The sequence below is a fragment of the Halorussus sp. AFM4 genome (assembly GCF_051194995.1).
Classification (GTDB): domain Archaea; phylum Halobacteriota; class Halobacteria; order Halobacteriales; family Haladaptataceae; genus Halorussus.
In genome coordinates this window covers 317,708-341,974 of record NZ_JBNTJT010000003.1, presented here as the reverse complement: position 1 = coordinate 341,974, position 24,267 = coordinate 317,708, and the positions used below count along the sequence as shown (strand labels likewise).

Here is a 24,267-nt window from a genome sequence, read left to right as displayed (position 1 = left end):
GCGTTCCATTAGCAGGAAATATTTTTATCGAATGCCAAAATCGGGGGCGAAGTGGTTAGCGACCTATCCAGTCCGGACGGGGACACCTACGCTGGCCCGACCGCTTCCGGCGCCGGCGGAAAATTTATATAGAAGTTCAATCATCTTGTAGATGGGGATCAACCATGGCAGACTCATCCGGACAGCCGCGCATGGGCGGACGACCGATGTTCGTCCTCGCGGAGGACACCGAACGGACGCAGGGCCGCGACGCCCAGTCGTCGAACATCTCCGCGGGCAAAGCGGTCAGCGAGGCCGTACGCACCACCCTCGGACCCCGCGGGATGGACAAGATGCTGGTGACAGACACCGGCGACGTCACCATCACCAACGACGGGGCGACCATCCTGAGCACGATGGACATCGAGCACCCCGCGGCACAGATGCTCGTCGAGGTCGCCGAGGCCCAGGAGGACGAGGTCGGCGACGGGACCACGACGGCGTCGGTGCTCGCGGGCGAACTGCTCTCGAAGGCCGAGGACCTGCTCGACGACGACGTCCACCCGACGACCATCGTCGAGGGGTACGCCCAGGCCCGCGACATCGCCGTCGAGGCGGTCGACGACCTCGTCCTCGACGACGAGCTCGACGACGAACTGCTCCGGCACGTCGCGGAGTCCAGCATGACCGGCAAGGGGACCGGCGACATCACCACCGAGAAGCTCGCCGACGCCGTGGTCCGGGCGGTCCGCCACGTCGACGGCGACGAGGGCGTGCGCCGCGACGACGTCCGCGTCCACACCCAGACCGGCGGCTCGTCGTCGGCGACCGAACTCGTCGAGGGCGTCATCAGCGACGCCGAGCCGGTCCACCAGAACATGCCCCGGCGGGTCGAGGACGCCACCATCGCGGTCGTCGACGAGGAGTTCGGCGTGCGCGAGGCCGAGATCGACGCCGAGTACAGCGTCGAGAGCGTCGACCAGCTGACCGCCGCGATGGACGCCGAGGACCGCGAGCTCCGGGAGTACGCCGACGCGCTCTCGGCGGCCGGCGTCGACGTCGTCTTCGCGACCGACTCCATCGACGACCGACCCGGCGCCTACCTCGCCGACGCGGGCATCCTCGCGTTCGAGAACGTCGACGACGACGAGGCCCGCGCGATCGCCTCCGCGACCGGCGCCTCGCGCACCGGCAAGGTCGCCGACATCGAGGACGCCGACCTCGGCCGGGCCGAGACCGTCCGGGTCCGGACGTTCGGCGACGACGACCTCGCGTTCGTCGAGGGCGGCGAAGCCGCCGAGGCGGTCACGATGCTCGTCCGGGGCGGCACCGAGCACGTCGTCGACGAGCTGGAGCGCGCGCTCGAGGACGCCCTCGACGTGGTGACCGCGGCGCTCGACACCGGCGGCGTCGTGCCCGGCGCCGGCGCGGTCGAGATCGCTGTCGCCGACCGGGTCCGCGAGGAGTCGGCCGGCATCGAGGGCCGCAAGCAGCTCGCTGTCGAGGCGTTCGCCGACGCGGTCGACGTGCTGCCGCGCACCCTGGCTGAGAACACCGGCATGGACCCCATCGACGGTCTGGTCGACCTCCGGGCCGAAAACGAGCGGAACGAGGGCCGTGCCGGCATCATCGCCGAGGGCGAGCACGGCGAGGTCGAAGACCCCGTCGAGGCGGGCGTGCTCGACCCCGCCGCGGTCAAGCGCGAGGCGTTCGAGTCGGCCACCGAGGCCGCCACGATGATCGCCCGCATCGACGACGTCATCGCCTCGGAGTGACCGAGTCGGTCGCTCCCCCGAACGCGAGCCGTCGCGCGAACTCGCTCTTTTTCGGCAGGCGGACCTGACGCCCTACTGTCGCTGTCGACGTATCGACCGGTCTCCTACCGGGACTGCTGTGGAATCTCCCCGACAGAGTGGCGGCGCTCCGTCTCGCTATGGCCAGTCCCGCTGCCCTTGCTCCGGCCCCGACGCGACCGGTAGCGGGCGTACACCGCCAGCGCGGCGGCGCCGACCCCCGCGCCGGCGAGGAGCGCTTTCGTCAGCGACCCGCGCTGGGACGCGGCGGTGTAGGCGCTGGTCTCGGAGACGTGGCGGTCGTAGTCGCCGCGCTCCTCGAGGTCGCCGGTCGGCGCGTCGAGGTTGTTCGGCCCGTGTGCGTGGGGCGGCTCGTCGCGCCTCTGCAGCGGGACGAACGCCGACGCCATCATCTTGTCCATGAGTCGGGACGCGTAGTGGCCGAGCGCGGCCATCCCCTTGGCGCCCCCGCCGACGTAGACGTCGCGCTGGGGGCGCTCGGCGGCGTCGAGGATGGCCCGGGCCACCGTCTCGGGCGCGTAGAGCGGCGGCGGCAGCGTCGCGTCCTGCTCCATGTAGTTCTTGGCGTGGTCGGCGTACGGGGTGTCGATGGACGCCGGCTTGACCAGCGTCACCGAGACGGGCGCGTCCTCGTTCTCCAGCTCCATCCGGAGCGCGTCTGTGAACCCCTTGACCGCGTGCTTCGACGCCGAGTAGCTCCCCTGGAGCGGGATGGCCTCGTCGGAGGCGACGCTCCCGATGTTGATGATGGCGCCGCCCCGCTCCTTCAGGTGGTCGGCGGCCTCGAGCGAGCCGTAGAGCAGCCCCCAGACGTTGGTGTCGAACTGCTCGCGCATGTCCTCGACCGGGGTGTCCTCCAGCTTCCCGTAGAGGAACGTGCCCGCGACGTTGACCCAGGTGTCGAACCCGCCGTAGGTGTCGACGGCCTCCGCGGCGATCCTGCGGACGTCCTCGCGGTCGCTCACGTCGGCGACGACGTAGGTCGCGTCGCCGCCTGACCGGCGTATCTCCTCGGTCAGCTCCCGGAGCGCGTCCTCGCTCCGGGCCGCCAGCACCACCTTCGCCCCGCGGTCGGCCGCCATCCGGGCGGTCGTCAGCCCGATGCCCGACGACGCGCCGGTGACGACCATCACCTGGTCCTCGACGGGCTTCAGCTCCGCACTCATGGCTCGGGGTCCCCCGCTGCGGTCCGCGGGTCCGCACCGCGGCGTCGGTTCGAGCGTCGCTGTGCCCCTTCGCGGCGAACGTCGGCGATTCGTGTCCGGGTCATCGTGGCCTCTCCCCCGTGCCGTGACGGGGTTGCTACGTGGACCAGCGCGCTCTTAGTCTCGGTGGCTGTCCGGCGGCGGTCCAGCGGTCCCGCCGCCCTCGCCGCCTCACCGGAGCTCCGCGCCGTCCGGGCAGACCGCGGTCCGGTTGGGCAGGACGCCCTCGACGCCGACCGCGAACACCGTCTCGCCGACCATCGCCATGCTCGCGACCCCGCCCGCGGCCTCGACCTCGGCGACCGCCTCCCGGACCTCGTCGGTCGGCAGGTCGACCGCCTCGGCGAACGCCCAGGCGTCGCGAACTACGCGCTCCAGCGACGGGTCTACGGGGAGCGCGTCGAGCGCGGCGGTCCCCTCCCGGGCCACCCGGGCCATCAGCGCCTCGTCGGCCAGCGCCTCCTCGGTGGCGATGGGGCCGAAGCTCGCGTACTCGATCGGCGTCTCGCGCCCGTACCTCCGGGGCTCGCCGCCGTCGCCGACCACCAGGCCGCCGCGGTCCTGGACGAACACGTCGCCCAGCCCCGTGCCGGCCTCGACCTCCGCGCGGTGGGCGACCTCGACGAGTTCCTCGCGCGAGTAGCCCAGGTCGAACTCGGCGTTCGCGGCGATCGCGGTCGCGAGGGTCGCGGCCCCGCTCGCGCCGAACCCCCGGCCGATGGGCACCTCGGCGGTCAGGTCCGCGCGGGCCGGCACGTCCAGCTCTGCGAGCGCCAGCTCGACCGGCTCGAAGTCGGTCGGCTCGCCGGCCACCGTCACGACCGGTTCGTCTCCCCGTCCGTCCGCCGGGGTCACGTCCGCGACCACGCCGTCGGCGACGGCCACGCTCGCTCCCTTCGACTCGTCGCCGTCGCCGGCCGGCGCGAAGACGGCGGTGACGCTCCCCGGTGCGAAGGCCTCCATACCCGACGGTTGGGCGGAATCCCCTTTGAACCCTCGGGAGCCGGCGACCGGCCGACGCCGCTCGCGGCTCGGGTCGGTAGGTGCCCCGCGACCGACGCCGCGTGCGGTCAGTCGAGAAAAGTCGACGACGGTTCGACGCCTCTGCGGGCGAGATTTTCCGGGTAGCGAGCGACAGCGACCCGGGTCTCTCGCGGGACGACCCGATTACGCGGTGGTCGTCGCGGGCCCGGTGGCGTTCGTGACCTGGATGCCCAGGACCGGACTCTCGGTCGCGGCCACCAGCGCCCGGGTCCGGTTGCCCTCCGGCGTCCGGAGCGCGACGCCGTAGACGAGCTCGCCCCGCCTGAGCCCCACGTTCACCACCTGTCCGGTCGTCCGGTTGCGGACGAGCCGGATGGCCTCGTCTGCGGTCCGGAGCTCGTCGTAGGCGAACGCCTCGCCGCCGAGGAACTGCCGGTCGGCGACCGTGATGTCGCTGCGGACCGCGGTGACGGTCCCGTCGGTCGCGTCGACCGTGACCTGCGAGACGCTCCGGTTCTCGGCGAGCAGGCTCACGTTGAACACCGGCGTCCCGTTCAGCGACGTCAGGGTGGCGACGACCGGCTTGCCGGCGGTCCGGTTGGCGGCCAGCCGGATGGCCTCGACCGCGGTGACGTTGACCGCGCTCAGGTTCACCTGACCGCCCTGCTGGGCCGCGACCGGGGCGGCGTCGGCCGGGAGCCCGCCGGCCGCGGCGGCCGACGGTCGGTCGGCCGGGCCGGTCAGTTGCGACTGCGATGCGAGCGGTTGCGACGTGCCGACCCCGGCGAGGCTCCCCACGACGAGGAGCGCGAGGCCGACCGACGCGAGTTTCGCGCGTTCCATCGTTCCCCGTTCCGGGTTCGGCGAAGGGTCGCAAGAGGCTGCTGGCCGACGTCCCGAAGGAAAGCCGGCGGACCGCGCCCGCTACTGGGCCTCGTCGGTCCGCTCCGTGAGCGTGACCTCGACGGTCTGTCGCTCGCCGTCGCGCACGACGGTCACCTCGACCGTCTCGCCCGGCTGGGTCTCGGTGAACAGGTACGACAGCAGGTCCTCGCGCGACTCGACGCTCTGATTACCGATGGCCACGATGACGTCGCCGCCGACCGGGACGCGCGTGCCGTTCCGGACGACGCTGTCGTTAGCGCCCTGGATCGCCTCGGCCGCGGGCGTGCCCTCGACAGTATCGAGCACGTAGACGCCGGAGCTCACGTCGAGGTCGTTCACCTCGGCCAGCGGCTGGGTGAGCGTGACCCCCTGGACCCCGAGCAGCGGGTAGGCGTACTCGCCGTCCTGGATGAGCGCGGGCACGATCTGCTCGACGATGGACGCGCCGATGGCGAACCCGATGTTCTCGGCCCCGCCGGCCTGGTTGACCCCGATGACGGCCCCGGTGTCGCACGCGACCAGCGGACCGCCGGAGTTACCGGGGTTGATGGGCGCGTCGGTCTGGATGGTGTTCGGCAGCGGGAAGCCGACCGGCGACGTCCGGTTGACCCCGCTGACGATGCCCGAGGTGATGGTCGTCTCCAGGCCGAACGGGCTCCCGATGGCCGCGACGCGCTCGCCGGGCCGGGGCGGCCCGTCGGCCACGTCCAGCGCCTCGACGTAGTCGGGCGTGTCGTTCACCCGGACGACCGCGAGGTCGGCGAGCCGCGTCCCGCCGACTACGCTGCCGGCGCGGGTCTCCCCGCGGGCGAACTGGACGCCCACCTGCGTCGACTCGTTGACGACGTGCTGGTTGGTGACGACGTAGCTCGTCGCGTCATCGGTCACCCGGTAGACGAAGCCGGAGCCGCTGCCCCGGGCGGTCTGGACCTGGACCACCGAGTCGATCGTCTGGTTGTACAACGCGGCGTAGTTACAGGCCGCCGTCCCCGACTGCTGGGCCGGTGCGCCGGCGACGTCGGCCGACGCGCCCGTCGTCCGGGCGGTGTCGGCGGCCGACGCTCCGGCCCCCAGCGCAGTCGCCGGCGCGACCGCGACGAGCGCGGCGACGAGGAACAGCGTGAGCGTGTGTCTCCCCTCCATGCGGTCGTCTAGTCGGCGGAACGATGGGTAAGGGTGGTGGCCGAGTTTCGGCGACTCCGGTCGACTATCGCCGGTTCGCCCGCCACACCGCGGCCCGCCGCCGAGTAGCAACCTTTGTATCGGCGCCTCCGGAACTCCCACCGATGACCGCGTTCTTCGACCGGCTCGCCGACCGCATCGCCGCCGTCGACAGCGTCGTGTCGGTGGGGCTGGACCCCGACCAGGACCGCCTGCCCGACGAGGTCCGGGACGCCGACCTGCCCCGGTGGGAGTTCAACCGGCGCGTCGTCGACGCGACCGCCGAGCACGCCGCCGCCTTCAAGCCGAACGCCGCGTTCTACGAGGACCCCGACGGCTGGCGCGCCCTGGAGAAGACGGTCGAGCACGCCCGTGACCGGGGCGTGCCGGTCCTGCTCGACGCCAAGCGGGCCGACATCGGCAACACCTCACGGCAGTACGCGAAGGCGCTCGACTCGGTCGACGCCATCACGCTCAACCCGTTCCTCGGCCGGGACGCGCTGGCGCCGTTCCTCGACCGCGAGGACGCGGGCTGCTTCCTGCTGTGCCGGACCTCGAACCCCGGCGGCGCCGACGTCCAGGAGCTCGAACTCGCCGACGGCGACCTGGTGTACGAGCGGGTGGCCGACCTCGCGGCCGAGTGGAGCGCGGCCGGGCACGGCAACGTCGGGCTCGTGGTCGGCGCGACCACGCCCGACGAGCTCCGGGCGGTCCGCGAGCGCGTCCCCGACCTGCCGTTCCTCGTCCCGGGCGTCGGCGCCCAGGGCGGCGACGTCGAGGCCGCCGCGACCTGCGCCACCGCGTCGAACGGCGCGGGGCTGGTCAACTCCACACGGGGCATCATCTTCGCCGGCGAGGAGTCGGACGCGCCGTTCGACGAGGCCGCGGCGGCCGCGGCTCGCGACCTCAAGGAGCGGCTGAACGAGTACCGATAGCCATAATCGCCCCGAGTCCGAACCCTCGGCCGTGACCACCGAGTCGCGCATCTCCGCCCGACCCGTCTTCGGCGCCGTCGCGGTCGTCGTCGTGCTCGTGGCCGGCGGTATCGGCGCCATCGTCGGCGCGTCCGGCCAGCAGCGCGCGGTGCCGATGGACCTGTTCGGGCTGGTCTCGTTCCCGATGACGCCGGCCTCGATGGCCGCGTTCGGAATGCTCGTGACCGCCGGCGTGCTGGCGCTGCTGTTCTCGCTCGTCAGCGTCGCCGCCCGGTACGACGACGAGGCCGGCGAGCGCGCCTGACGGACGGCGACGCGAACCGTGCCACGAGTTCGCACGCCGTCGCAATTTCCTTCCGACCGGCGCGCGACGCCTCGCGCATGCCCGAGACCCGCATCGAGGAACTGACGACCGAGGCCGAGTGGACCGCCGCGCTTCCGATTCTGCGACAGCTCTGGACCGACGCCGACGAGGAGTTCGTCCGGTCGTGGGCCGACGAGGACGGCTACCGGCTGTTCGGGTTGTACGTCGGGGCCTGCGAGGCGTCTGCCTCGTCGGTCGAGGGAGAGGCGGGGGAACCCGACGGGGACCTCGTCGCCGTCGCCGGCGTCTCCGTCCAGCGGGTCCTCCACCACGCCCGCCACGCCTGGATCCACGACTTCGTCGTGGCCGAGGCCCACCGCGGGCAGGGGTACGGCGCGGCCCTGCTCGAGTTCGTGGAGTCGTGGGCCGACGATCGGGACTGCGAGTACGTCGCGCTCGCGGTCCGGGACGGCAACGACGACGCGCTGGCGTTCTACGAGGCCGAGGGGATGGAGGAGTGGGGATCGGTCGTCGAGACCGAACTGTAGGGGGCAGGCGCCTCGGACGGTCGGCCGCCACAGGATTGAACCCTACGAGAGCTGAATGGACAGTTATGGGAGACGAACAGCTCGGATTAGCGGGCGCTACGTCCATCGGGCTGGGCGGGATGATCGGCGGCGGGGTCTTCTCGGTGCTGGGCGTCGTGGCCACCGTCGCGGGGTCGGCGGCCTGGGCGGCGTTCACCGCCGCGAGCCTGATCTCGATGTGCGCGGCCTACTCCTACGTCAAGCTCAACCGGCTCGCCGACGCCCGGGGCGGGTCGGTCTCGATGATCGAGGAGTTCGTCGGTAGCGCGACGCTCGCGGGCATGGTCGGGTGGACGCTGCTGTTCGGCTACGTCGGCGCGGTCGCGATGTACGCGTTCGCGTTTGGCGGGTTCGCCGAGCGACTCGCCGGGATGCAGTCGGTGCTCGGCCTCCCGTTCCGGCCGGTCGCGTCGGTGGTCGCGGTCGCGGGGTTCGTCGCGCTGAACGCGGTCGGCGCCCGCGCCACGGGCACCTCCGAGGAGGTGCTCGTCGGGCTGAAGATCGCAATACTGCTTGTCATCGGCGGGTGGGGTCTCTACTACGGGCACACGGTGAACCGGCTCGCGTTCGGCCTCTCGAAGCTGACGGACCTCGGGTTCGTCACCGCCGTCGCCATCTCGTTCGTCTCGTTCCAGGGCTGGCAGCTCGTGATGTACGACCAGGACAGCATCCGCGACCCCGAGTCCATCGTCCCGAAGGCGGTGTACGTCTCCATCGTAGGTGCGATCGTCGTCGACAGCATGATCGCCGTCTTGGTGACGAGCCTGGTCTCGACCCAGGCCATCGCCGCCCACCCCGAGATCGCGGTCGCGAGGGCCGTCCGGCCGTTCCTGGGGCACCTCGGGTTCGTCGCGGTGGCGGTCGCGGCGCTGTTCTCGACGGGGAGCGCCATCAACGGAACGCTGTTCAGCGCGGCCAACTTCGCGAAGGGAATGCTCTCAGACGGCCTGCTCCCCGACCGGCTGGGCGACGCGTCGGCCGGCGGCGCACCGGTTCGGACCGTCCTCGCGCTGGGGGCCGTCGCGGCCGCGTTCACCGTCTACGGAAGCCTCGACGGCATCACGTCGTTCGGGTCGCTGGCGTTCATGGTCGTGTTCGGGGCGATGAGCTACCTGGCGTTCACCCGGCGCGACGCCGACGAGGTCGACATCAACGCCGCGGTCCCGGCGCTGGGCGTGCTCGGGACGGCGACGTTCTTCCCGATCCTCCTCTGGCACCTCTACACCGCCCAGCGGAGCGTCTTCTACTCGGTCGCCGGCATCTCGGTCGCCGTGGTCGCGGTCGAACTGCTCTACTTCGAGCGCGACGAGCTCGAGGACGGGCTGCCCGGCATCGGCGAGCACGTCTGATCCCCGCCGGCCGCGACGTCGGTCCGCCTCGCGCTCGTTCTCTACCCTGCGCTCACTCGACGCGAACCGCGTCGCCGACCTCGACGCCGAACGCCTCGTCGCCCCGGCCGCGGTTGACCGCGAGCTCGACGTTGCCGTGGCTCCCGACGGTGACGAGCCGCTCGCCGGGGTCGACCGCGGCGTAGGCCCGCGCCACGGGCGCCGACTCGCCGTTCACCGCGACCGACGCCCGGCCGTCGAGCCGCTCGCCGGGGACGTTGGTGACCGCGTTCCCGAACCCGTCCACGACGAGGATCTCGCCGACCGCGGCGTCGTCTCCGAGCTCCGGTTCCGGGAACCGGAGGTCCTCGTACCCGTCGACCGGTGCGACGTCGTCGCGCTCGTGGAACGACGCGACGCCGGCCTCGTGGACCGCCGCGGCGGCGGGCGCGAACACGTCCCGGCCGTGGAAGGTGGTGCTCTCGGTCGCCTCGTCCTCGTACTCGACCTCGAACACCTCGACGTCGCTCTCATCGCCGGTCGCCTGCGCCGCCAGTTCCCGGGCCGCGGGCGGGAGGACGCCGTTGTCCGGGCCGACGAGCGCGTGGTCGCCCGCCCGGACCGCAAGCGCCGCCCGGTCGGTGCCGACGCCGGGGTCGACCACGACCAGGTGGACCGCCGGCGGGAAGTACGGCAGCACCTCCCGGAGCCAGAACGCCGCGGTCCGGACGTCCTGGCGCGGGAAGTCGTGGCCCACGTCGACCAGCCGCGCGTCGGTTCGCTGGAGCATCACGCCCTTCATCGCCGCGGGGTACGGCGTGCCGAAGTCCGAGGTGAGGGTTATCATGGGCGGGGCTTCGGGTTCGTCGGTCTAAAGCGCACCACTTCTCGACCCGCGCGGGAACCGGGACGTCCGGTGTAGGAGCCCGGCGTCCGGCGCGGGAACCGGGCGTGCGTCCCGGGCGGCCTCCGGCGCCCGGGCCGGATTCGGATTCGAACACCTATTTGGGGCTCGGACCCGGAGACCGGGTATGTTCGGAACCGCACTGCTGGTCGGCGGCGTCTTCGGGGCGAGACACGCCTTCGAGGCGGACCACGTCGCCGCCGTCGCCACCCTCGTCGAGGACGGCGACCGGCCGGCGTCGACGGGCGCGGCGTGGGGCGTCGGCCACTCCGTCCCGATCCTCGTCCTGGGCGGGCTCTTCCTCGCGCTGGACGTCCGGATCCCGTCTGGCGTCGCGACCGGGTTCGAGGCGCTCGTCGCTGTCGTCCTGATCGCGCTCGGGCTCCGTGCGCTCGCTGGCCGCGACGCGCTCGGGACGGTGATCCTCCGGCACACCCACCGCGGGACCGCCGGTGGGGAGGGCGCCGACCACTCCCATCTGGCGGTCGGCGTCCGGAAGGTCGGCCTGGTCCACTCGCACGCCGACGAGGAGTCGTTCGCCGTCGGCGTCGTCCACGGGCTCGCCGGCAGCGGCGGGGTCGTGGTGGCGCTCGCGGCGGCCGCCCCGACGGTCGCCGCCGGCGCCGGCTTCCTGGTCGGGTTCGCGGTCGCGAGCGTCGCCTCGATGGCGGCGGCGTCGTGGGGCTGGGGCCGGGTCGTCGGCCGGACCGCCGCGCTCCGTCTGGTCGCCGGGGTCGCCAGCGTGGCAGTGGGGGTGCTACTGCTCGCCGAAATCGGCGGCGTCAGCGTCCCCCTCTGACTCGGCTCCCGTGGCCCCTCCGGGGGAACGACCCGCCGGTCGTCGCCGTCTCACTCGCCGTTGCTGTCCGAGTCGCTCACGCGCTGGATGCGCTCGATGCCGCCGATCTCCTCGACGACCTCGACCACGGCGTCGGGGACGAGCCGCTCCCAGTCGCCGCCCTCGATCATGCGGTCGCGGACCTCGGTCCCCTCCAGGACCTCCCGGTTGTACATCGGCGACTGGCGCACCTCGACTCCCGCCTCCTTGAAGAGCTGGATGACCAGGGGGTTGTTCGAGTAGGCGACGTCGAAGTCCGGGCTCATGCTCTGGACGTGGCTGACCCACACCGAGTTGCGGTCGAGGTCCTCGATGGGGACGGCGTAGGTCACCAGGTCGTGGTCGACAAGCGACTTGGTTATCATCATGATGCGCTCGCCGGCGGTGAAGGGGTCGTGCTGGGTGTGGGAGTCGCCCGCGCTCCCGATGCCGAGGACCAGTTCGTCGACCTCCTCGGCGATGCTCTCGACCACGTTGTGGTGGCCGTTGTGGTAGGGCTGGAACCGCCCGATGTAGAACCCGCGGGTCATACGTATCGTTGCGCCGGGAGGTTTTATAAGGGTGGCGAGACGGACCGTCCGGCCGAAACGGCTCGTAGACCGCCGCTGCGTCCGAGTTCACCGTCGCCGCCTCCCGCGAATCGAGGGAGAAAGTATATCAATTCAGCAGCCCACAATTCAGGTACGCACAGGACAGCTCTATGAGTAAGGACACCGAAAACGAGGCTCCGTCCCCGGAGCAGACCGCCGAGCGGGAGGGCTCGGCGTTCGAGGACCTCGGTAGCGACGTCGAACCCGACGTCGACGACGAGGAGGCAGTGGAGGACGACCTGCTCGGCGGACTGGAGATCGAGACCACCGACGAGATAGAGATCCCCGACCGACTGGTCGATCAGGTCATCGGGCAGGACCACGCCCGGGACGTGGTCCAGAAGGCGGCCAAGCAGCGCCGCCACGTGATGATGATCGGGACGCCCGGCACGGGCAAGTCCATGCTGGCGAAGGCGATGAGCGAACTCCTGCCCAAGGAGGACCTGCAGGACGTGCTCGTCTACCACAACCCCGACGACGGCAACGAACCCAAGGTTCGGACCGTCCCCGCGGGGAAGGGCGAACAGATCATCGACGCCCACAAGGAGGAGGCCCGCAAGCGCAACCAGATGCGGTCGTTCCTGATGTGGGTCATCATCGCCATCGTGGTGGGGTACTCGCTGCTGATCGCGACCCGGCCGCTGCTGGGCATCCTGGCGGCCGGCGTCATCTACCTCGCGTTCCGCTACGGCTCGCGGGGCAACGACGCGATGATCCCGAACCTGCTGGTCAACCAGGCCGACCAGACCACCGCGCCGTTCGAGGACGCCACCGGCGCCCACGCCGGCGCGCTGCTCGGCGACGTCCGCCACGACCCGTTCCAGTCCGGCGGGATGGAGACCCCGAGCCACGACCGCGTCGAGGCCGGGGCCATCCACAAGGCCAACAAGGGCGTGCTGTTCGTCGACGAGATCAACACCCTCGACATCCGGTCCCAGCAGAAGCTGATGACCGCGATCCAGGAGGGCGAGTTCTCCATCACGGGCCAGTCCGAGCGCTCCTCGGGCGCGATGGTCCAGACCGAACCCGTCCCCTGCGACTTCATCATGATCGCCGCGGGGAACATGGACGCGATGGAGAACATGCACCCCGCGCTCCGGTCGCGCATCAAGGGGTACGGGTACGAGGTGTACATGGACGACACCATCGAGGACACCCCGGAGATGCGCCGGAAGTACGCCCGGTTCATCGCCCAGGAGGTCGAGAAGGACGGCCGGCTGCCCCACTTCAGCGAGGAGGCGGTCGAGGAGGTCATCCTCGAGGCCCAGCGCCGCTCGGGCCGGAAGGACCACCTCACGCTCCGGCTGCGCGACCTCGGCGGGCTGGTCCGGGTCGCCGGCGACATCGCCCGCGCCCAGAGCAAGGAGCAGACCACCCGCGAGGACGTGCTCCAGGCCAAGCGCCGGAGCCGCTCCATCGAGCAGCAGGTCGCCGACGACTACATCGAGCGCCGGAAGGACTACGAGCTCACCGTCAACCAGGGCGAGGTCACCGGCCGCGTCAACGGCCTCGCCGTGATGGGCGAGGACTCCGGCATCGTCCTGCCCGTGATGGCCGAGGTCACGCCCTCGCAGGGGCCCGGCCAGGTCATCGCCACCGGCCAGCTCAAGGAGATGGCCGAGGAGGCGGTCCAGAACGTCTCGGCAATCATCAAGAAGTTCAGCGACGAGGACATCTCCGAGAAGGACGTCCACATCCAGTTCGTCCAGGCCGGCCAGCAGGGCGTCGACGGCGACTCGGCGTCCATCACGGTCGCCACCGCGGTCATCTCGGCGCTGGAGGACATCCCGGTCGAGCAGGACCTCGCCATGACCGGCTCGCTGTCGGTCCGCGGCGACGTCCTGCCGGTCGGCGGCGTCACCCATAAGATCGAGGCCGCCGCGAAGGCCGGCCTCGACCGGGTCATCATCCCGGCCGCCAACGAGGACGACGTGATGATCGAGGAGGAGTACGAGGAGCAGATCGAGATCATCCCGGTCAACCACATTAGCGAGGTCCTCGAGGTCGCCCTCGCGGGCGAGGCCGAGAAGGACAGCCTGGTCGACCGGCTCAAGAACATCACCGGCTCCGCGCTCGAGCGCGACGTCGGCCGCTCGGGCACCGGCAGCCCGAGCCCGCAGTAACGCGGTTCTCTCGGTTCTTCCGTTCTTTCGCGTCGAGTAGCGACCGCGCCGACGATTCGCGCGGTCGGTCACTCGCCCCGCCCGGTCGAACCGCGCCGCGCCACGGCTTCCCACGCCCGGCCGCGATGGACATCTATTTCAGGCTACCTGTCGTCTGTCAGACTATGGGCCTCAAGAAGAGTCTCCTCGGCGGTATCGTCGCGTTCGTCGTCGCCAGCACCGTCGTCCGGAAGGTCGGCGGCGAGCGACTGGGCACCCGCGTCGGGCTGCTGACCGGAAGTTCGGTCGCGGTCAGCACGTGGCTGTCGGGCCGCGACGGGGCGACCGAGGTCGAGTTCGCGGACGAACTCGACGCCGAGTAGCGGGCGCCGGCCGGATCAGTAGTCCCCTTCTTTCGGGTACGGTCGACACCAGAGGGTCACCTGCAGGATTACCGGCTCGAACCACGCCTCGTGCAGCTTTTCGACGGTCTCCGCTATCCCCGCGTGGAGCCGGATTCGGTCCCCTCGCCGCGGCGCGAACCGACGCCGCTTTTCTCGCGCCGCACAAATCCCAGACCATGGACGCACTCGGCGACCTCGTGACCCGCGACAGGCGGAGCGGGGACCCGGCGCTGGTCGCGCCACGCGAGACCCGGCGCTACGACTACCGGCGGTTCTGCAACACGGCGTGGAAGACGGGCAACTTCTGGCGGCGGCGTGGCGTGCACGAGGACGCCACCGTCGCTGTCGCCGACGACCCCGAACCCGAGGCCGTCTTCGCGTTCCTCGGCGCCGCGCTGCTCGGCGCCCGGACCCGGTTCGGACTCCCGGACCCCGACGGCGCGGGCGATGAACCTGACTCTTCGTCGAACGTCGACGCCCGCGTCGTGGTCGCGCCGAGCGACGAGGTCGGCGGGTACCCGGTCCCGCCGGGCAGCCAGCGGGTCGGCTACGGCGGCCCGCCCGACGACCCCGCGATCGCCCACTTCGAGCGCGACGTCTGGAGCGAGAACCCCGCGTTCCCCGAGACGCCGGTCGACCCGGAGACGGTGGCACTGACGACCGAGCGCGGCGAGTTCTCGCACGCCGATCTGCTCTCGGCGGCCCGCGAGGTGGCCGACGACTGGGGGCTCGAACTCGGCGACGAGGTGGCGGTCCGCGCGCCCTTCGCGGACCCCGGCACCGTCGTCGCGGGCGTGGTCGCGCCGCTGTCGGCCGGCGCGACGATTCTGCTCCCCGACGACGACGCCGTCGGTGACTTCGCCGTCGATGGGACGGGAGGACGCGACGCACCCGAGAACGAGGTCGTCCGACCCGGCGACGTCTTCTGAGGTCGTCTGAAGTCGATTACTGCGCCGCTTCGAGCTCGTCCAGTGCGTCGGGGTTCTCGATGCTGCTCATGTCGCCGAGCTCCTCGCCCGTGTAGGTGGCCTCGATGGCCCGCCGGATGATCTTGCCCGACTGGGTCTTGGGGAACTCGTCGACGAACAGGATCTCGCGGGGCTTGAACGGCTTGCCCAGCTCCTGGCCGACCTGCTCGCGCAGCTCCTCCCGGAGCGCGTCGCTCACCTCGCGGCCCTCCTCTAGGATGACGTAGGCCACGACCGCTTGCCCGGTGGTGTCGTCGGGGACGCCGACCGCGGCGGCCTGGTTCACGGCCTCGTGGTCGATGAGCGCGCCCTCGACCTCGGCGGGGCCGACCTTCCGGCCGGCCACGTTGATGGCGTCGTCGGCCCGGCCGTGGAGGAACCAGAAGCCGTCCTCGTCCTTCTGGGCCCAGTCGCCGTGGTCCCACAGCGGCGGGTCCTCGAACGTCGACCAGTACTCCTCGAGGTAGCGCTCGTCGCCCTCCCAGAGGCTCTTGGTCATCGAGGGACAGGAGTCGCGAGCGACGAGGAACCCGCGCTCGTGGGTGTCGGCGATGGACTCGCCCTGCGAGTTCACGATGTCGATGTCCATGCCTAGCCCCGGGCCGCCGAGGGTGCAGGGCTTGAGCGACTGGATGGGCATCGGCATCAGGAAACAGCCCATGATCTCGGTGCCGCCCGAGATGTTGATGATGGGCGCCTCTCCGCCGCCGACCTTCTCGTAGAACCACTGCCAGCTCTCGGGGTCCCAGGGCTCGCCGGTCGACCCGAGCAGCCGGAGCGTCGAGAGGTCGTGCCGCTCGACGTGCTCGTCGCCGTACTTGCGCAGCGCCCGGATGGCGGTCGGCGAGATGCCGAACGTCGAGATGCCGTGGCGGTCGATCATCGCCCAGAACCGGTCGGGCTCGGGGTAGTCGGGCGCGCCCTCGTACATGAAGACGGTGCCGCCGAAGGCGTGGTTGCCGATGAGCGTCCAGGGGCCCATCATCCACCCGATGTCGCTGACCCAGAAGAACCGGTCGCCGGGCTTGTGGTCGAAGCCGAAGTAGATCTCCTTGGCGGCCTGCAGCAGCGCGCCGGCGTGGGTGTGGACGATGCCCTTGGGCTTGCCGGTGGTCCCCGAGGAGTACAGCAGCATCGACTCGTCGTTCGACGCCATCGACTTGGTCTCGTACTCGTCGGACTGGGCCTCGACGGCGTCGTCCCACCACTCGTCGCGGTCGTCGTGCCACGGGATGTCGGGTTCGTCGTCTTCGGCCGATTCCCGCGTTCCGAACCGGTCGTAGACGACGGTGTGCTCGACGTGCCCGGCCTCCTCGATGGCCTCGTCGGCGGTGTCCTTGAGCGACACCTCGTCGCCCCGGCGGTAGAAGCCGTCGGCGGTGAACAGCACCGAGCACTCGGGGTCCGCGATGCGGGTCGCGGTGGCCTCCACGCCGAACCCCGAGAAGATAGGCACGGCGACGGCCCCGACCTTGAACGCGCCGTAGAGGATCGAGATGACCTCGGGCACCATCGGCATGTAGAGGGCCACCGTGTCGCCCGCCCCGACGCCGCGCTCCTCCAGCGCGTTGGCGACCTTGTTGGACTGGCGGCGGAGCTCGTTGAACGTGATCTCCCGGACCTCGCCGTCCTCGCCCTCCCAGATGCACGCGACCGTGTTGCGGGTCCCGCTGTCGGGCCGGGCGTGGCGGTCGACCACGTTGTGCGCGATGTTGAGTTCGCCGCCGGGGTACCACTCGGAGAACTGCGGGCCCTCGCTGTCGTCCCGGACCGCGTCGTACTCCTCGTAGAAGTCGATGCCGAGGTAGTCGACCAGCTCGTCCCAGAACCACTCGACCCCCGACGCCTCGACCCCCTCGACGTCGGTGGTGGTCCGTTCGATGAGTTCGTCATAGTCGTCGATGCCGTGCTGCTGCATGAACTGGTAGACGTTGGTCGACTCCACGAACTCCCGGCTCGGTTCGTGGACGACCTCGTCGACGTCTTCGAGCGTATCCATGGTCTCCTCCTGTTGGCAAATGTTGCGGGGACGTGCCAAGTAACTTGCTCAACGACCTTTTACTGCGGTCGCGCCCCGAGAGGTGCTCCCTTGCAAAACGTCGATGAAAAGCCGTCGCTCCTCCCGTGCCCGCGGCTACGCCGCTCGCACTGGTCGTCGCTCGGCCTGCTCACTCGCGGTGCTCGTTCGCAGTACGACTACTCTTTCCGCGGCAGGTGCTCGTCGAGCACCGCGGTCACCGCCGCGAGGTCCTCGACGTCCGCGGGATCCCGGCGCACGTCGCGCAGCCCCCACATCGACCAGCCGTCGCGGTGGAGGACCAGCGCGTCGTCGGTCAGCGAGTAGCTCTCGAACGACGTCCACGGCCGGACGCGCTTGTGGACCGGCGTGCCGATTCGGACCCCGGCGTCGGCCACCGCGAACGTGCGCTCGGTGGTCACGCCGACGAGCCCGGCGCCCGCCGCGACGAGCAGGTGGAACAGCCACCTCGCCGATTCGAGTTCGAGCGCGACCGACGCCGCGAGACCGACCATCCCGCCGAGCACGAGCGCGCCGACCGCCCAGTGGACCCGCTTCCGGTCGCGGGCCGGTCCCCGGGCGCTGAACTCGACGCAGAGCGCCGACTCCGACAGGACGGCCTTCGCGTGGCGGTTGTGCGCCGCGAACACCAGGCCGGTGCCGACGAGGCCGGCGCCGAGCGCCCCGAGCAGCGAGAGGCCCACCACCGCGCCGGACGCGGGCCCGTCGCCCGCGACGAGCAGCCCCCCGAGGTACGCGAAGCCCGTCTGCGGCGCGAGCCACGCCCACCGGCTCTCGCCGAGCCGGACCGCGAGCGATCGCCGGCCTGCGATTCGCGCCCCGGCGCCCACGGCGACGACCCCGACGACGAGGAACGCGCCGAGCAGGACCGGGGCCGCTGTCGTTACGGCCAGCGCGACGCCGACGGTGACCGCGGGCGCGGCCAGCGCGGCGGCGTACAGCCCGATCACGAAGCCGAAGAACGGGTCGGCCGCGTCCGCCTCTGCCGACTTCTCGGCGGTCGCTGCGGTCGACTCCGGGGACGAGGTGTCGGTGCTCACTGTCACTTCGGAGTAGTTTCAGCAGTCCTATAAGTGTTAGTCCCGCGCCCACTCGATGCCGAGCCCCTCGTGGACGCCGAACTCCAGGGCGTTCACGAGGTAGTGGGCGACCACGACGACCAGCAGGCTGCCCGAGAGCACGAACGCCGCCGCGAGCGCGAACCCGAGCAGGCCGGTGACCGCCACGCCGCCGGGCCCCTGCGCGCCGTGGCCGATCGCGAACGCGACCGTCGAGAGGACCGCCAGCGCCCACGGCGAGACGCCGAACCCCGCGGCGAACGCCCCGACCAGCGCGGCCCGGAACAGCAGTTCCTCGAAGCAGGCGATGACCGGCAGCACGACGCCCAGCAGCACCAGCCAGCCCACGGCCGTGTCGGGCGCCAGCGCCTCCCGCATCCCCTCGGAGTACTCGACGCCCGCGGCGTCGACGACCGTCGCAGAGAGCTCGTTGGCGACGTACAGCGCGACGCCCACCGCGACGCCGAGCCCGACCGCCGGCAGGCCGACGCTCCACGGATCGGAGAGATCGACCCCGAGCGCGGGCAGGGGCACGTTCGCCAGCCAGGCCGCGCCGACCACCGCGGCGCCGAACAGCCCCTGGCTGAAGGCGACGTTCGCCAGCAGCGCACCGGTCGAGACGTGGAGTTCGTTGCGCTCCAGCCCCGGCTGCTGGTCGCGACCGTCCGGGTTCCGCTCGCCCGACGCGCCCTCGGGGTCCCGCCTGGGGTCGGTCTCCGCCTCGTTCTCGCCCCACGGCGCGTCCCCGCGGTCCGCGTCGTCCCAGGGGCTCGCGTTCCCGCCGTCGTCGTCGCCTTCGGCGTCGTCGAGAACCCGGCGCTCGATCCGCTCGGCGCGGCTCGCGCCGACGTCGCGGTGGCGCTCGATGCGACCCGCGCCGGTCTCGGGGAGGGCGGTTCCCCCGTCGTCGGCGTCGTCCCGGTCGTCCCCGTCGGCCCCCGCGAACATCGCCTCGGAGGCCCGCGCGAGGAGGATGAGCAGTCCCAGGACGAGCAGGGTGACGGCGGCGAACGACTCGTACATCGGGGCTGGCGGCATCGGTCGGGAGTAGGGACCCCGTCGTCAAAAAGCTCGGCTCCGCCGTCCCCGGGATTCGACTCGGCTTCGGTCTCCCCGAAATCGCAGCGGTGGTAGCGGATTACTCGACGTTAGCCCGACGAGCTCTGCCCATCCAGATCGAACTGGGCGGTCGATACGGACACGACGATGGGCTGAGCCGCGCAGCTACCCCTCACAGCGGTTCGAGCTGCTGTCCCGCGAGCGAGGGCGGAGCCCGAGCGAGCGGCCTTTTTTTTGATCCACATTTTTTCGAGGAGGGTGCCCGCAGTGAGCGAAGCGAACGAGGACACCCGACGAAGAAAAAAGGTGGTCTAGAAGGAGTTCTTGATCTTCTCGAAGAAGCCCTCCTCGACGCTGACCTCCTCGCCGCCGGCCTCGGCGAACTGCTGGAGGGCCTCCTTCTGCTCGTCGTTGAGCTCCGTGGGCGTGACGACCTGGACCTGGACGTAGAGGTCGCCGTGGCCCCGCCGGCGGAGCCGGGGCATCCCCTTGCCCTGGAGCCGGAACGTCTCGCCGCTCTGGGTGCCCGCGGGAACGTCCATCTCGACGGTCCCGTCGAGCGTGGGGATCTCGATGGTGTCGCCGAACGTCGCCTGCGGGAACGAGACGGGCTGCTGGCGCCGGAGGTCGTCGCCGTCGCGCTCGAAGTCGGGGTGGTCCTCGATCTCGACCTCGATGAGCAGGTCGCCGTTGGGGCCGCCGTTGGGGCCGGGCGCGCCCTCGCCCTCCATCTGGAGGGTCTGGCCCGACTGGATGCCCGCCGGCACCTCGACCGAGAGGGTGGCCTCCCGGCGGACGGTGCCGTCGCCGCCGCAGGTCGAGCACGTCTCGGCGTAGATCTCGCCCTCGCCGCCGCAGCGCCGGCAGGTCTGGGTCTGCTGGACCCGGCCGAGCGGGGTCTGCTGGACCTGGGTGACCTGGCCGCGGCCGTTGCACTCCCGGCAGGTGTGCGACTCGGTGCCCGGCGGGTGGCCCTCGCCGCCGCAGTCGTCGCAGCGCTCGGGCCGGCGGACGCTGACCTGCTTCTGGACGCCCTCGTAGGCGTCCTCTAAGTCGATGGTCAGCCGCGTCCGGAGGTCCTGGCCCTGCTGGGGCCGGTCGGACCGGCGACCGCCTCCGCCGAAGAACTGCTCGAAGATGTCGCCCATGCCGCCCATCCCGCCGGCGCCGCCCGCGCCGCCGAACGGGCCCTGGCCGCCCATGCCGCCGCGGCCGCCGCCGGCGCCGCCGTCGAAGCCGCCGCGCTTCTCGGCCTGCTCGAACCGGTCGTGGCCCATCTGGTCGTACGCCTGGCGCTTCTCCTCGTCGGTCAGCACCTCCTTGGCCTTCTTGATCTTCTTGAACTTCTCCTCGGCGTCCGGGTCGTCGCTGACGTCGGGGTGGTACTCGGTGGCCTTCTCGCGGTAGGCCGCCTTGATCTCCTCCTCGTCGGCGTCTCTGCTCACGCCGAGCACGTCGTAGAAGTCCTCGCTCATTCGTTGTGAGTCGGTAAAAGTCGGAGTTACTTCAAGGGTCCGTTGCCGCGCCGGCGCTCAGGCGTCCGAACGGCCGGGTTCCGCGTCCCGCGGTTGCTCGTCGTCGCTCCTACTGGTCGTCCTCGTCGTCGTCCACGTCCTCGAAGTCGGCGTCGACGTACTCGTCGTCGCCGGCGGCGCCGGCGCCCGCGCCGCCCGGACCGGCCTGGCCGCCCATGCCGCCCGGACCGGCGCCCGCCGCGCCGCCGGGGCCAGCGCCGGCGCCGCCCGCGCCGGCCTGGGCCTGCTGCTGGTACATCTGCTTGCCGATCTCCTGGAGCTGCTCGCTCAGGCTCTCGGTGGCCGACTCGAGCTCGTCCTTCGAGGCGTCCTCGTCCTGGAGGACCTCCCGGACGCTCTCGATCTCGGCCTCGATGTCCTCGCGGAGGTCGTCGTCGACGTTCTCCTCGTTCTCGTCGAGCAGCGTCTCGGCGCGCTGGATCGCGCTCTCGGCCTCGTTGCGGGCCTCGATGCGCTCGCGGCGCTGCTGGTCCTCCTCGGCGTGCTGCTCGGCCTCCTGCTGCATCTGCTCGATCTCCTCGTCGGAGAGGCCGGCGCCGCCCTCGATGGTGATCTCCTCCTGGTTGCCAGAGCCCTGGTCCTCGGCCGAGACGTTGACGATGCCGTTCTCGTCGATGTTGAACGACACCTCGATCTGCGGGGTGCCGGCCGGCGCGGGCGGGATGCCCGTCAGCTGGAACTCGCCGAGCAGCTCGTTCTCCTCGGCGATCTCGCGCTCGCCCTGGAACACGCGGACCTGGACCGAGGTCTGGTTGTCCGCCGCGGTGGTGAACACCTTGCTCTCCTCGGTCGGAATGGTGGTGTTCTTGTCGATGAGCCGCTCGAACAGGCCGCCCTTCACCTCGATGCCGAGACTGAGCGGCGTCACGTCGAGCAGCACGATGTCGTCGACGTCGCCCGACAGGACCCCGCCCTGGATGGCCGCGCCCAGCGCGACCGCCTCGTCGGGGTTGACGTTCTTCTTGGGCTCCTGGCCGGTCATCTCCTCGACCTTCTCCTGGACCTGGGGCATCCGGGTCGAGCCGCCGACCAGGATGACCTCGTCGATGTCGGACTTCGAGTAGCCCGCGTCCTCGAGGGCCTGCTCGGTCGGGCCGACCGTCCGGTCGATGAGGTCGCTGGTCAGGCTCTCGAACTTCGCGCGCGTCAGGCTCTCTTCGAGGTGGACCGGCCCCTCGTCGGTCGCGGTGATGAACGGGAGGTTGACCTCGGTCTCCTTCCGGGAGGAGAGTTCGATCTTGGCCTCCTCGGCCGCGTCCTTCAGGCGCTGGAGCGCCTGGCGGTCGTCGCGGAGGTCGATGCCGTGCTCGCTCTCGAACTCGTCGGCGAGGTAGTCGATGATGGCCTGGTCCCAGTCGTCGCCGCCCAGGTCGTTGTCACCGTTGGTGGCGACGACCTCGTAGACGCCGCCGCCCAGATCGAGGATGGAGACGTCGAAGGTGCCGCCGCCGAGGTCGTAGACGAGGACGGTCTGGTCGGACTCGTCGTCGAGGCCGTAGGCCATCGACGCCGCGGTGGGCTCGTTGACGATGCGCTCGACCTCGAAGCCGGCGATCTCGCCGGCGTCCTTGGTCGCCTGGCGCTGCTTGTCGTTGAAGTAGGCGGGGACCGTGATGACCGCCTTCTCGACCTCGTCGCCGAGGTACTCCTCGGCGTCCCGCTTGATCTTCTGGAGGATCATCGCCGAGATCTGCTCGGGGGTGTACTCCTCCCCGTCGATCTCGACGGTGTAGTCGTCCTCCCCCATGTGGCGCTTGATCGACTGGATCGTGCGCTCGGGGTTCTGGACGGCCTGGTTCTTCGCGGGCTTGCCGACGAGGCGCTCGCCGTCGTCGAAGGCGACGACCGAGGGCGTGGTCCGCTCGCCCTCGCTGTTGACGATGATCTCCGGGTCGCCGCCCTCCATCACCGCGAACGCGCTGTTCGTGGTACCGAGGTCGATGCCCAGAATCTTGTTACTCGCCATCTTGTTCGATACGTTGCGGGTTCTTCCGTTTAAGCCTTGCTAGTCTCGGCGTACGGGCGATCTGAGCGATCGGAGCGCCGTCTTTCGATTTCGGCGCCGACCTGTGCCCGAAAATGACATACTTATATATCCGACCGCAATTCCACTCCACTTCGCGTCACGTCGGCCCCGGTGACCCACCGGGATTCGCTCCCCGGCGGTTCTCCGGCGGGCTCACTCCCCGTCGCCCTCGCTAACCGTCACCTGGGCGGCCCGCAGGACCTTGTCGCCCATCTCGTAGCCGGGCTGGTAGACGTCGGCGACGGTGCCCTCGGGCTGCTCGCTCTCGACCCGCATCATCACCTCGTGGCGCTGCGGGTCGGTCTCGGCGCCGGGCTCGGGGGCGATCTCCTCGACGTTCTCGTCCTCGAACACCCGGTCGAGCTCCTTCAGGGTCATCTCGACGCCCTCCTTGAGGCTCTCGACGTCGTCGTGGTCGTCCTCGACCGCGCGCTTGAGGTTGTCGCGCACGTCGAGGAGGTTCTCCACGAGGTCCTCGGTCGCGCGCTCCTGGAGCTGCTCCTGGCGCTTCTTCGCGCGCTTCTTGTAGTTCTGGAAGTCGGCGCGCTCGCGCTTGAGCTTCGACTCGAGCTCGTCGGCGCGCTCGCTGGCCTCCTCGCGCTCGGCCTCGAGCTCGGCGAGGTGGTCCTCGAGGTCCTCGGCGAGCGACTCGTCCTCGATGGCGACCTCGGCGACGAGCGTGGTGCTGGTCGGGCCGAGCGCGTCCGCCGCTGCCTGCGCCTCGGCGTCGGAGTCGGCGTCGGCGTCGGCTGCCGCTGACCGCTCGGCGTTCTCCTCCTCGGCGACCTCGCTGTCGGCGTCCTCCCGCACCTGCTCGGTGACTTCCTCGTCGGTCATACGCGGTACAAACGGTTGGGCGCGTTTAAGGATTCAGAAAGCGGGCGGGGTTTCCCGGGAGGCCCGGAGGCCGGCCGCGCCGCGAGGCCCCGCTGCCGGTGGGGCGCTCGCCGGTCAGGACTCCATCACGCCGCGGCGCTCGAACGCCGCGCGGACCCCGTCGCTGATCCCCAGCTCGTCCAGCTCCTCGGCCACGTCGATCTCGTCGAACATCTCGGCGCCCTTCGGCGTCTTCTTGAGGTTGTTGACGTGGTAGAGGTACGACAACCGGAGCAGCCACGTCGCCCGGTCGACGTCCTCGTCGTCCTCGACGTACATGGTCGTCCACCCCGACTCGGGGACGACGTGGTGCTCCTCGGTCATGCCCTCCTCGATGAGGGTGTCACGCAACCGCTTGGTGAACGGCACGTCCACGATTCCCCACCGGTGGACGTGGCCCACCTCGCGGGGGCCGAGCGTGAACTCCCGGCCCTCGAAGCGGTGCTCGTTGGTGTTGACGTGGGGCCACGCGGCGACCTCCTCGATGACGCGGTCGACGAGCCGCGCCGCCTGACGTTTGTCCTGGTCCCCCATGGTTTCGTACGTGGCTTCGCCGCCCGGCAACTTAATCTGCCTGCCCGCCGGCCGTGAGTCTGGCGCGAGCCCGAGGTCCCCCTAGCGTCGAACTGGCCCCGACTCCGACGATCCCGCGACCGACCTCTTAAGGCGACGGAGCGCCGAGAATCG

General features: G+C 70.8%; 22 protein-coding genes. 9 read left to right on the top strand and 13 right to left on the bottom strand.

Features of this window, described 5'->3' with window-relative positions; all coding sequences use genetic code 11:
- Positions 1–191: 191 nt before the first annotated feature.
- A complete protein-coding gene (gene thsA, locus ACQUQF_RS14745; protein WP_435180401.1) occupies positions 192–1,754 on the top strand; it encodes a thermosome subunit alpha in 1,563 nt (520 codons plus the stop codon).
- A gap of 104 nt (positions 1,755–1,858) precedes the next feature.
- Here the strand turns inward: thsA and ACQUQF_RS14740 are convergent, their stop codons facing one another.
- From ACQUQF_RS14740 to ACQUQF_RS14725, 4 genes are all read right to left on the bottom strand, one after another.
- On the bottom strand, positions 1,859–2,959 hold the full coding sequence (locus tag ACQUQF_RS14740; RefSeq protein ID WP_435179859.1) for an SDR family oxidoreductase: 1,101 nt from the start codon (positions 2,957–2,959) through the stop codon (positions 1,859–1,861).
- A 210-nt stretch (positions 2,960–3,169) separates the two neighbouring features.
- Positions 3,170–3,961, bottom strand: coding sequence for a GHMP family kinase ATP-binding protein (locus ACQUQF_RS14735; protein WP_435179858.1), 792 nt, complete (start codon positions 3,959–3,961; stop codon positions 3,170–3,172).
- 204 nt (positions 3,962–4,165) lie between these two features.
- The gene (locus ACQUQF_RS14730; RefSeq protein ID WP_435179857.1) at positions 4,166–4,825 is read right to left on the bottom strand and encodes a PepSY domain-containing protein; all 660 of its coding nucleotides are present in this window, start codon (positions 4,823–4,825) and stop codon (positions 4,166–4,168) included.
- Positions 4,826–4,906: 81 nt separating this feature from the next.
- Complete coding sequence (locus ACQUQF_RS14725) at positions 4,907–6,010, bottom strand: S1C family serine protease (RefSeq protein ID WP_435179856.1); 1,104 nt, start codon at positions 6,008–6,010, stop codon at positions 4,907–4,909.
- A 143-nt stretch (positions 6,011–6,153) separates the two neighbouring features.
- Here ACQUQF_RS14725 and pyrF point away from each other — a divergent pair, with 143 nt between their 5' ends.
- The 4 genes from pyrF (at position 6,154) to ACQUQF_RS14705 (ending at position 9,203) form a co-directional block, all read left to right on the top strand.
- Positions 6,154–6,963, top strand: a complete 810-nt coding sequence (pyrF, locus tag ACQUQF_RS14720) for an orotidine-5'-phosphate decarboxylase (RefSeq protein WP_435179855.1) — start codon at positions 6,154–6,156, stop codon at positions 6,961–6,963.
- A gap of 31 nt (positions 6,964–6,994) precedes the next feature.
- Complete coding sequence (locus tag ACQUQF_RS14715) at positions 6,995–7,267, top strand: DUF7520 family protein (RefSeq protein WP_435179854.1); 273 nt, start codon at positions 6,995–6,997, stop codon at positions 7,265–7,267.
- A gap of 77 nt (positions 7,268–7,344) precedes the next feature.
- Positions 7,345–7,815, top strand: a complete 471-nt coding sequence (locus ACQUQF_RS14710; RefSeq protein WP_435179853.1) for a GNAT family N-acetyltransferase — start codon at positions 7,345–7,347, stop codon at positions 7,813–7,815.
- A 65-nt stretch (positions 7,816–7,880) separates the two neighbouring features.
- The gene (locus ACQUQF_RS14705; protein WP_435179852.1) at positions 7,881–9,203 is read left to right on the top strand and encodes an APC family permease; all 1,323 of its coding nucleotides are present in this window, start codon (positions 7,881–7,883) and stop codon (positions 9,201–9,203) included.
- 52 nt (positions 9,204–9,255) lie between these two features.
- Here the strand turns inward: ACQUQF_RS14705 and ACQUQF_RS14700 are convergent, their stop codons facing one another.
- On the bottom strand, positions 9,256–10,029 hold the full coding sequence (locus tag ACQUQF_RS14700) for an SAM hydrolase/SAM-dependent halogenase family protein (RefSeq protein WP_435179851.1): 774 nt from the start codon (positions 10,027–10,029) through the stop codon (positions 9,256–9,258).
- A 184-nt stretch (positions 10,030–10,213) separates the two neighbouring features.
- Between ACQUQF_RS14700 and ACQUQF_RS14695 the strand changes: the two genes are divergently transcribed.
- Complete coding sequence (locus ACQUQF_RS14695; RefSeq protein WP_435179850.1) at positions 10,214–10,885, top strand: high-affinity nickel-transporter protein; 672 nt, start codon at positions 10,214–10,216, stop codon at positions 10,883–10,885.
- A 50-nt stretch (positions 10,886–10,935) separates the two neighbouring features.
- Here the strand turns inward: ACQUQF_RS14695 and ACQUQF_RS14690 are convergent, their stop codons facing one another.
- On the bottom strand, positions 10,936–11,454 hold the full coding sequence (locus tag ACQUQF_RS14690) for a nicotinamide-nucleotide adenylyltransferase (protein WP_435179849.1): 519 nt from the start codon (positions 11,452–11,454) through the stop codon (positions 10,936–10,938).
- A 170-nt stretch (positions 11,455–11,624) separates the two neighbouring features.
- On the opposite strand from ACQUQF_RS14690, the gene lonB reads away from it, so the two are divergent.
- From lonB to ACQUQF_RS14675, 3 genes are all read left to right on the top strand, one after another.
- Positions 11,625–13,637: an ATP-dependent protease LonB gene (gene lonB / locus ACQUQF_RS14685; RefSeq protein ID WP_435179848.1), complete on the top strand. Its 2,013-nt coding sequence runs from the start codon at positions 11,625–11,627 to the stop codon at positions 13,635–13,637.
- Between the two features lie 164 nt (positions 13,638–13,801).
- A complete protein-coding gene (locus ACQUQF_RS14680) occupies positions 13,802–13,999 on the top strand; it encodes a hypothetical protein (protein WP_435179847.1) in 198 nt (65 codons plus the stop codon).
- A 197-nt stretch (positions 14,000–14,196) separates the two neighbouring features.
- The gene (locus ACQUQF_RS14675) at positions 14,197–14,949 is read left to right on the top strand and encodes a hypothetical protein (RefSeq protein ID WP_435179846.1); all 753 of its coding nucleotides are present in this window, start codon (positions 14,197–14,199) and stop codon (positions 14,947–14,949) included.
- A gap of 16 nt (positions 14,950–14,965) precedes the next feature.
- On the opposite strand, the gene ACQUQF_RS14670 is transcribed toward ACQUQF_RS14675, so the two are convergent.
- From ACQUQF_RS14670 to ACQUQF_RS14640, 7 genes are all read right to left on the bottom strand, one after another.
- Complete coding sequence (locus ACQUQF_RS14670) at positions 14,966–16,987, bottom strand: AMP-binding protein (protein ID WP_435179845.1); 2,022 nt, start codon at positions 16,985–16,987, stop codon at positions 14,966–14,968.
- A 197-nt stretch (positions 16,988–17,184) separates the two neighbouring features.
- Entirely contained in the window at positions 17,185–18,066 is an 882-nt protein-coding gene (locus ACQUQF_RS14665; protein ID WP_435179844.1) for a hypothetical protein, read from the bottom strand.
- A 36-nt stretch (positions 18,067–18,102) separates the two neighbouring features.
- Positions 18,103–19,122 carry a CPBP family intramembrane glutamic endopeptidase gene (locus ACQUQF_RS14660; protein ID WP_435179843.1) on the bottom strand — a complete coding sequence of 340 codons (1,020 nt, stop codon included), beginning with the start codon at positions 19,120–19,122 and terminating at the stop codon, positions 18,103–18,105.
- Positions 19,123–19,454: 332 nt separating this feature from the next.
- Positions 19,455–20,618, bottom strand: coding sequence for a molecular chaperone DnaJ (gene dnaJ / locus ACQUQF_RS14655; protein WP_435179842.1), 1,164 nt, complete (start codon positions 20,616–20,618; stop codon positions 19,455–19,457).
- Between the two features lie 109 nt (positions 20,619–20,727).
- Positions 20,728–22,644 carry a molecular chaperone DnaK gene (dnaK, locus tag ACQUQF_RS14650; protein ID WP_435179841.1) on the bottom strand — a complete coding sequence of 639 codons (1,917 nt, stop codon included), beginning with the start codon at positions 22,642–22,644 and terminating at the stop codon, positions 20,728–20,730.
- Between the two features lie 213 nt (positions 22,645–22,857).
- Positions 22,858–23,541: a nucleotide exchange factor GrpE gene (locus tag ACQUQF_RS14645; protein WP_435179840.1), complete on the bottom strand. Its 684-nt coding sequence runs from the start codon at positions 23,539–23,541 to the stop codon at positions 22,858–22,860.
- Positions 23,542–23,655: 114 nt separating this feature from the next.
- Positions 23,656–24,114, bottom strand: coding sequence for a luciferase family protein (locus tag ACQUQF_RS14640; RefSeq protein WP_435179839.1), 459 nt, complete (start codon positions 24,112–24,114; stop codon positions 23,656–23,658).
- Between the last annotated feature and the right edge of the window lie 153 nt (positions 24,115–24,267).

Excerpts from the sequence above, each read along its gene's own strand:
- ACQUQF_RS14730 (WP_435179857.1), bottom strand. The coding sequence starts at position 4,825 with ATGGAACGCGCGAAACTCGCGTCGGTCGGCCTCGCGCTCCTCGTCGTG.
- ACQUQF_RS14645 (WP_435179840.1), bottom strand. The coding sequence starts at position 23,541 with ATGACCGACGAGGAAGTCACCGAGCAGGTGCGGGAGGACGCCGACAGC.
- thsA (WP_435180401.1), top strand. The coding sequence starts at position 192 with ATGGGCGGACGACCGATGTTCGTCCTCGCGGAGGACACCGAACGGACG.
- ACQUQF_RS14680 (WP_435179847.1), top strand. The coding sequence starts at position 13,802 with ATGGGCCTCAAGAAGAGTCTCCTCGGCGGTATCGTCGCGTTCGTCGTC.
- ACQUQF_RS14710 (WP_435179853.1), top strand. The coding sequence starts at position 7,345 with ATGCCCGAGACCCGCATCGAGGAACTGACGACCGAGGCCGAGTGGACC.
- ACQUQF_RS14675 (WP_435179846.1), top strand. The coding sequence starts at position 14,197 with ATGGACGCACTCGGCGACCTCGTGACCCGCGACAGGCGGAGCGGGGAC.
- ACQUQF_RS14725 (WP_435179856.1), bottom strand. The coding sequence starts at position 6,010 with ATGGAGGGGAGACACACGCTCACGCTGTTCCTCGTCGCCGCGCTCGTC.
- ACQUQF_RS14740 (WP_435179859.1), bottom strand. The coding sequence starts at position 2,959 with ATGAGTGCGGAGCTGAAGCCCGTCGAGGACCAGGTGATGGTCGTCACC.
- pyrF (WP_435179855.1), top strand. The coding sequence starts at position 6,154 with ATGACCGCGTTCTTCGACCGGCTCGCCGACCGCATCGCCGCCGTCGAC.
- ACQUQF_RS14670 (WP_435179845.1), bottom strand. The coding sequence starts at position 16,987 with ATGGATACGCTCGAAGACGTCGACGAGGTCGTCCACGAACCGAGCCGG.
- ACQUQF_RS14660 (WP_435179843.1), bottom strand. The coding sequence starts at position 19,122 with ATGCCGCCAGCCCCGATGTACGAGTCGTTCGCCGCCGTCACCCTGCTC.
- dnaK (WP_435179841.1), bottom strand. The coding sequence starts at position 22,644 with ATGGCGAGTAACAAGATTCTGGGCATCGACCTCGGTACCACGAACAGC.
- ACQUQF_RS14735 (WP_435179858.1), bottom strand. The coding sequence starts at position 3,961 with ATGGAGGCCTTCGCACCGGGGAGCGTCACCGCCGTCTTCGCGCCGGCC.
- ACQUQF_RS14700 (WP_435179851.1), bottom strand. The coding sequence starts at position 10,029 with ATGATAACCCTCACCTCGGACTTCGGCACGCCGTACCCCGCGGCGATG.
- lonB (WP_435179848.1), top strand. The coding sequence starts at position 11,625 with ATGAGTAAGGACACCGAAAACGAGGCTCCGTCCCCGGAGCAGACCGCC.
- ACQUQF_RS14695 (WP_435179850.1), top strand. The coding sequence starts at position 10,214 with ATGTTCGGAACCGCACTGCTGGTCGGCGGCGTCTTCGGGGCGAGACAC.
- ACQUQF_RS14640 (WP_435179839.1), bottom strand. The coding sequence starts at position 24,114 with ATGGGGGACCAGGACAAACGTCAGGCGGCGCGGCTCGTCGACCGCGTC.
- ACQUQF_RS14705 (WP_435179852.1), top strand. The coding sequence starts at position 7,881 with ATGGGAGACGAACAGCTCGGATTAGCGGGCGCTACGTCCATCGGGCTG.
- ACQUQF_RS14690 (WP_435179849.1), bottom strand. The coding sequence starts at position 11,454 with ATGACCCGCGGGTTCTACATCGGGCGGTTCCAGCCCTACCACAACGGC.
- dnaJ (WP_435179842.1), bottom strand. The coding sequence starts at position 20,618 with ATGAGCGAGGACTTCTACGACGTGCTCGGCGTGAGCAGAGACGCCGAC.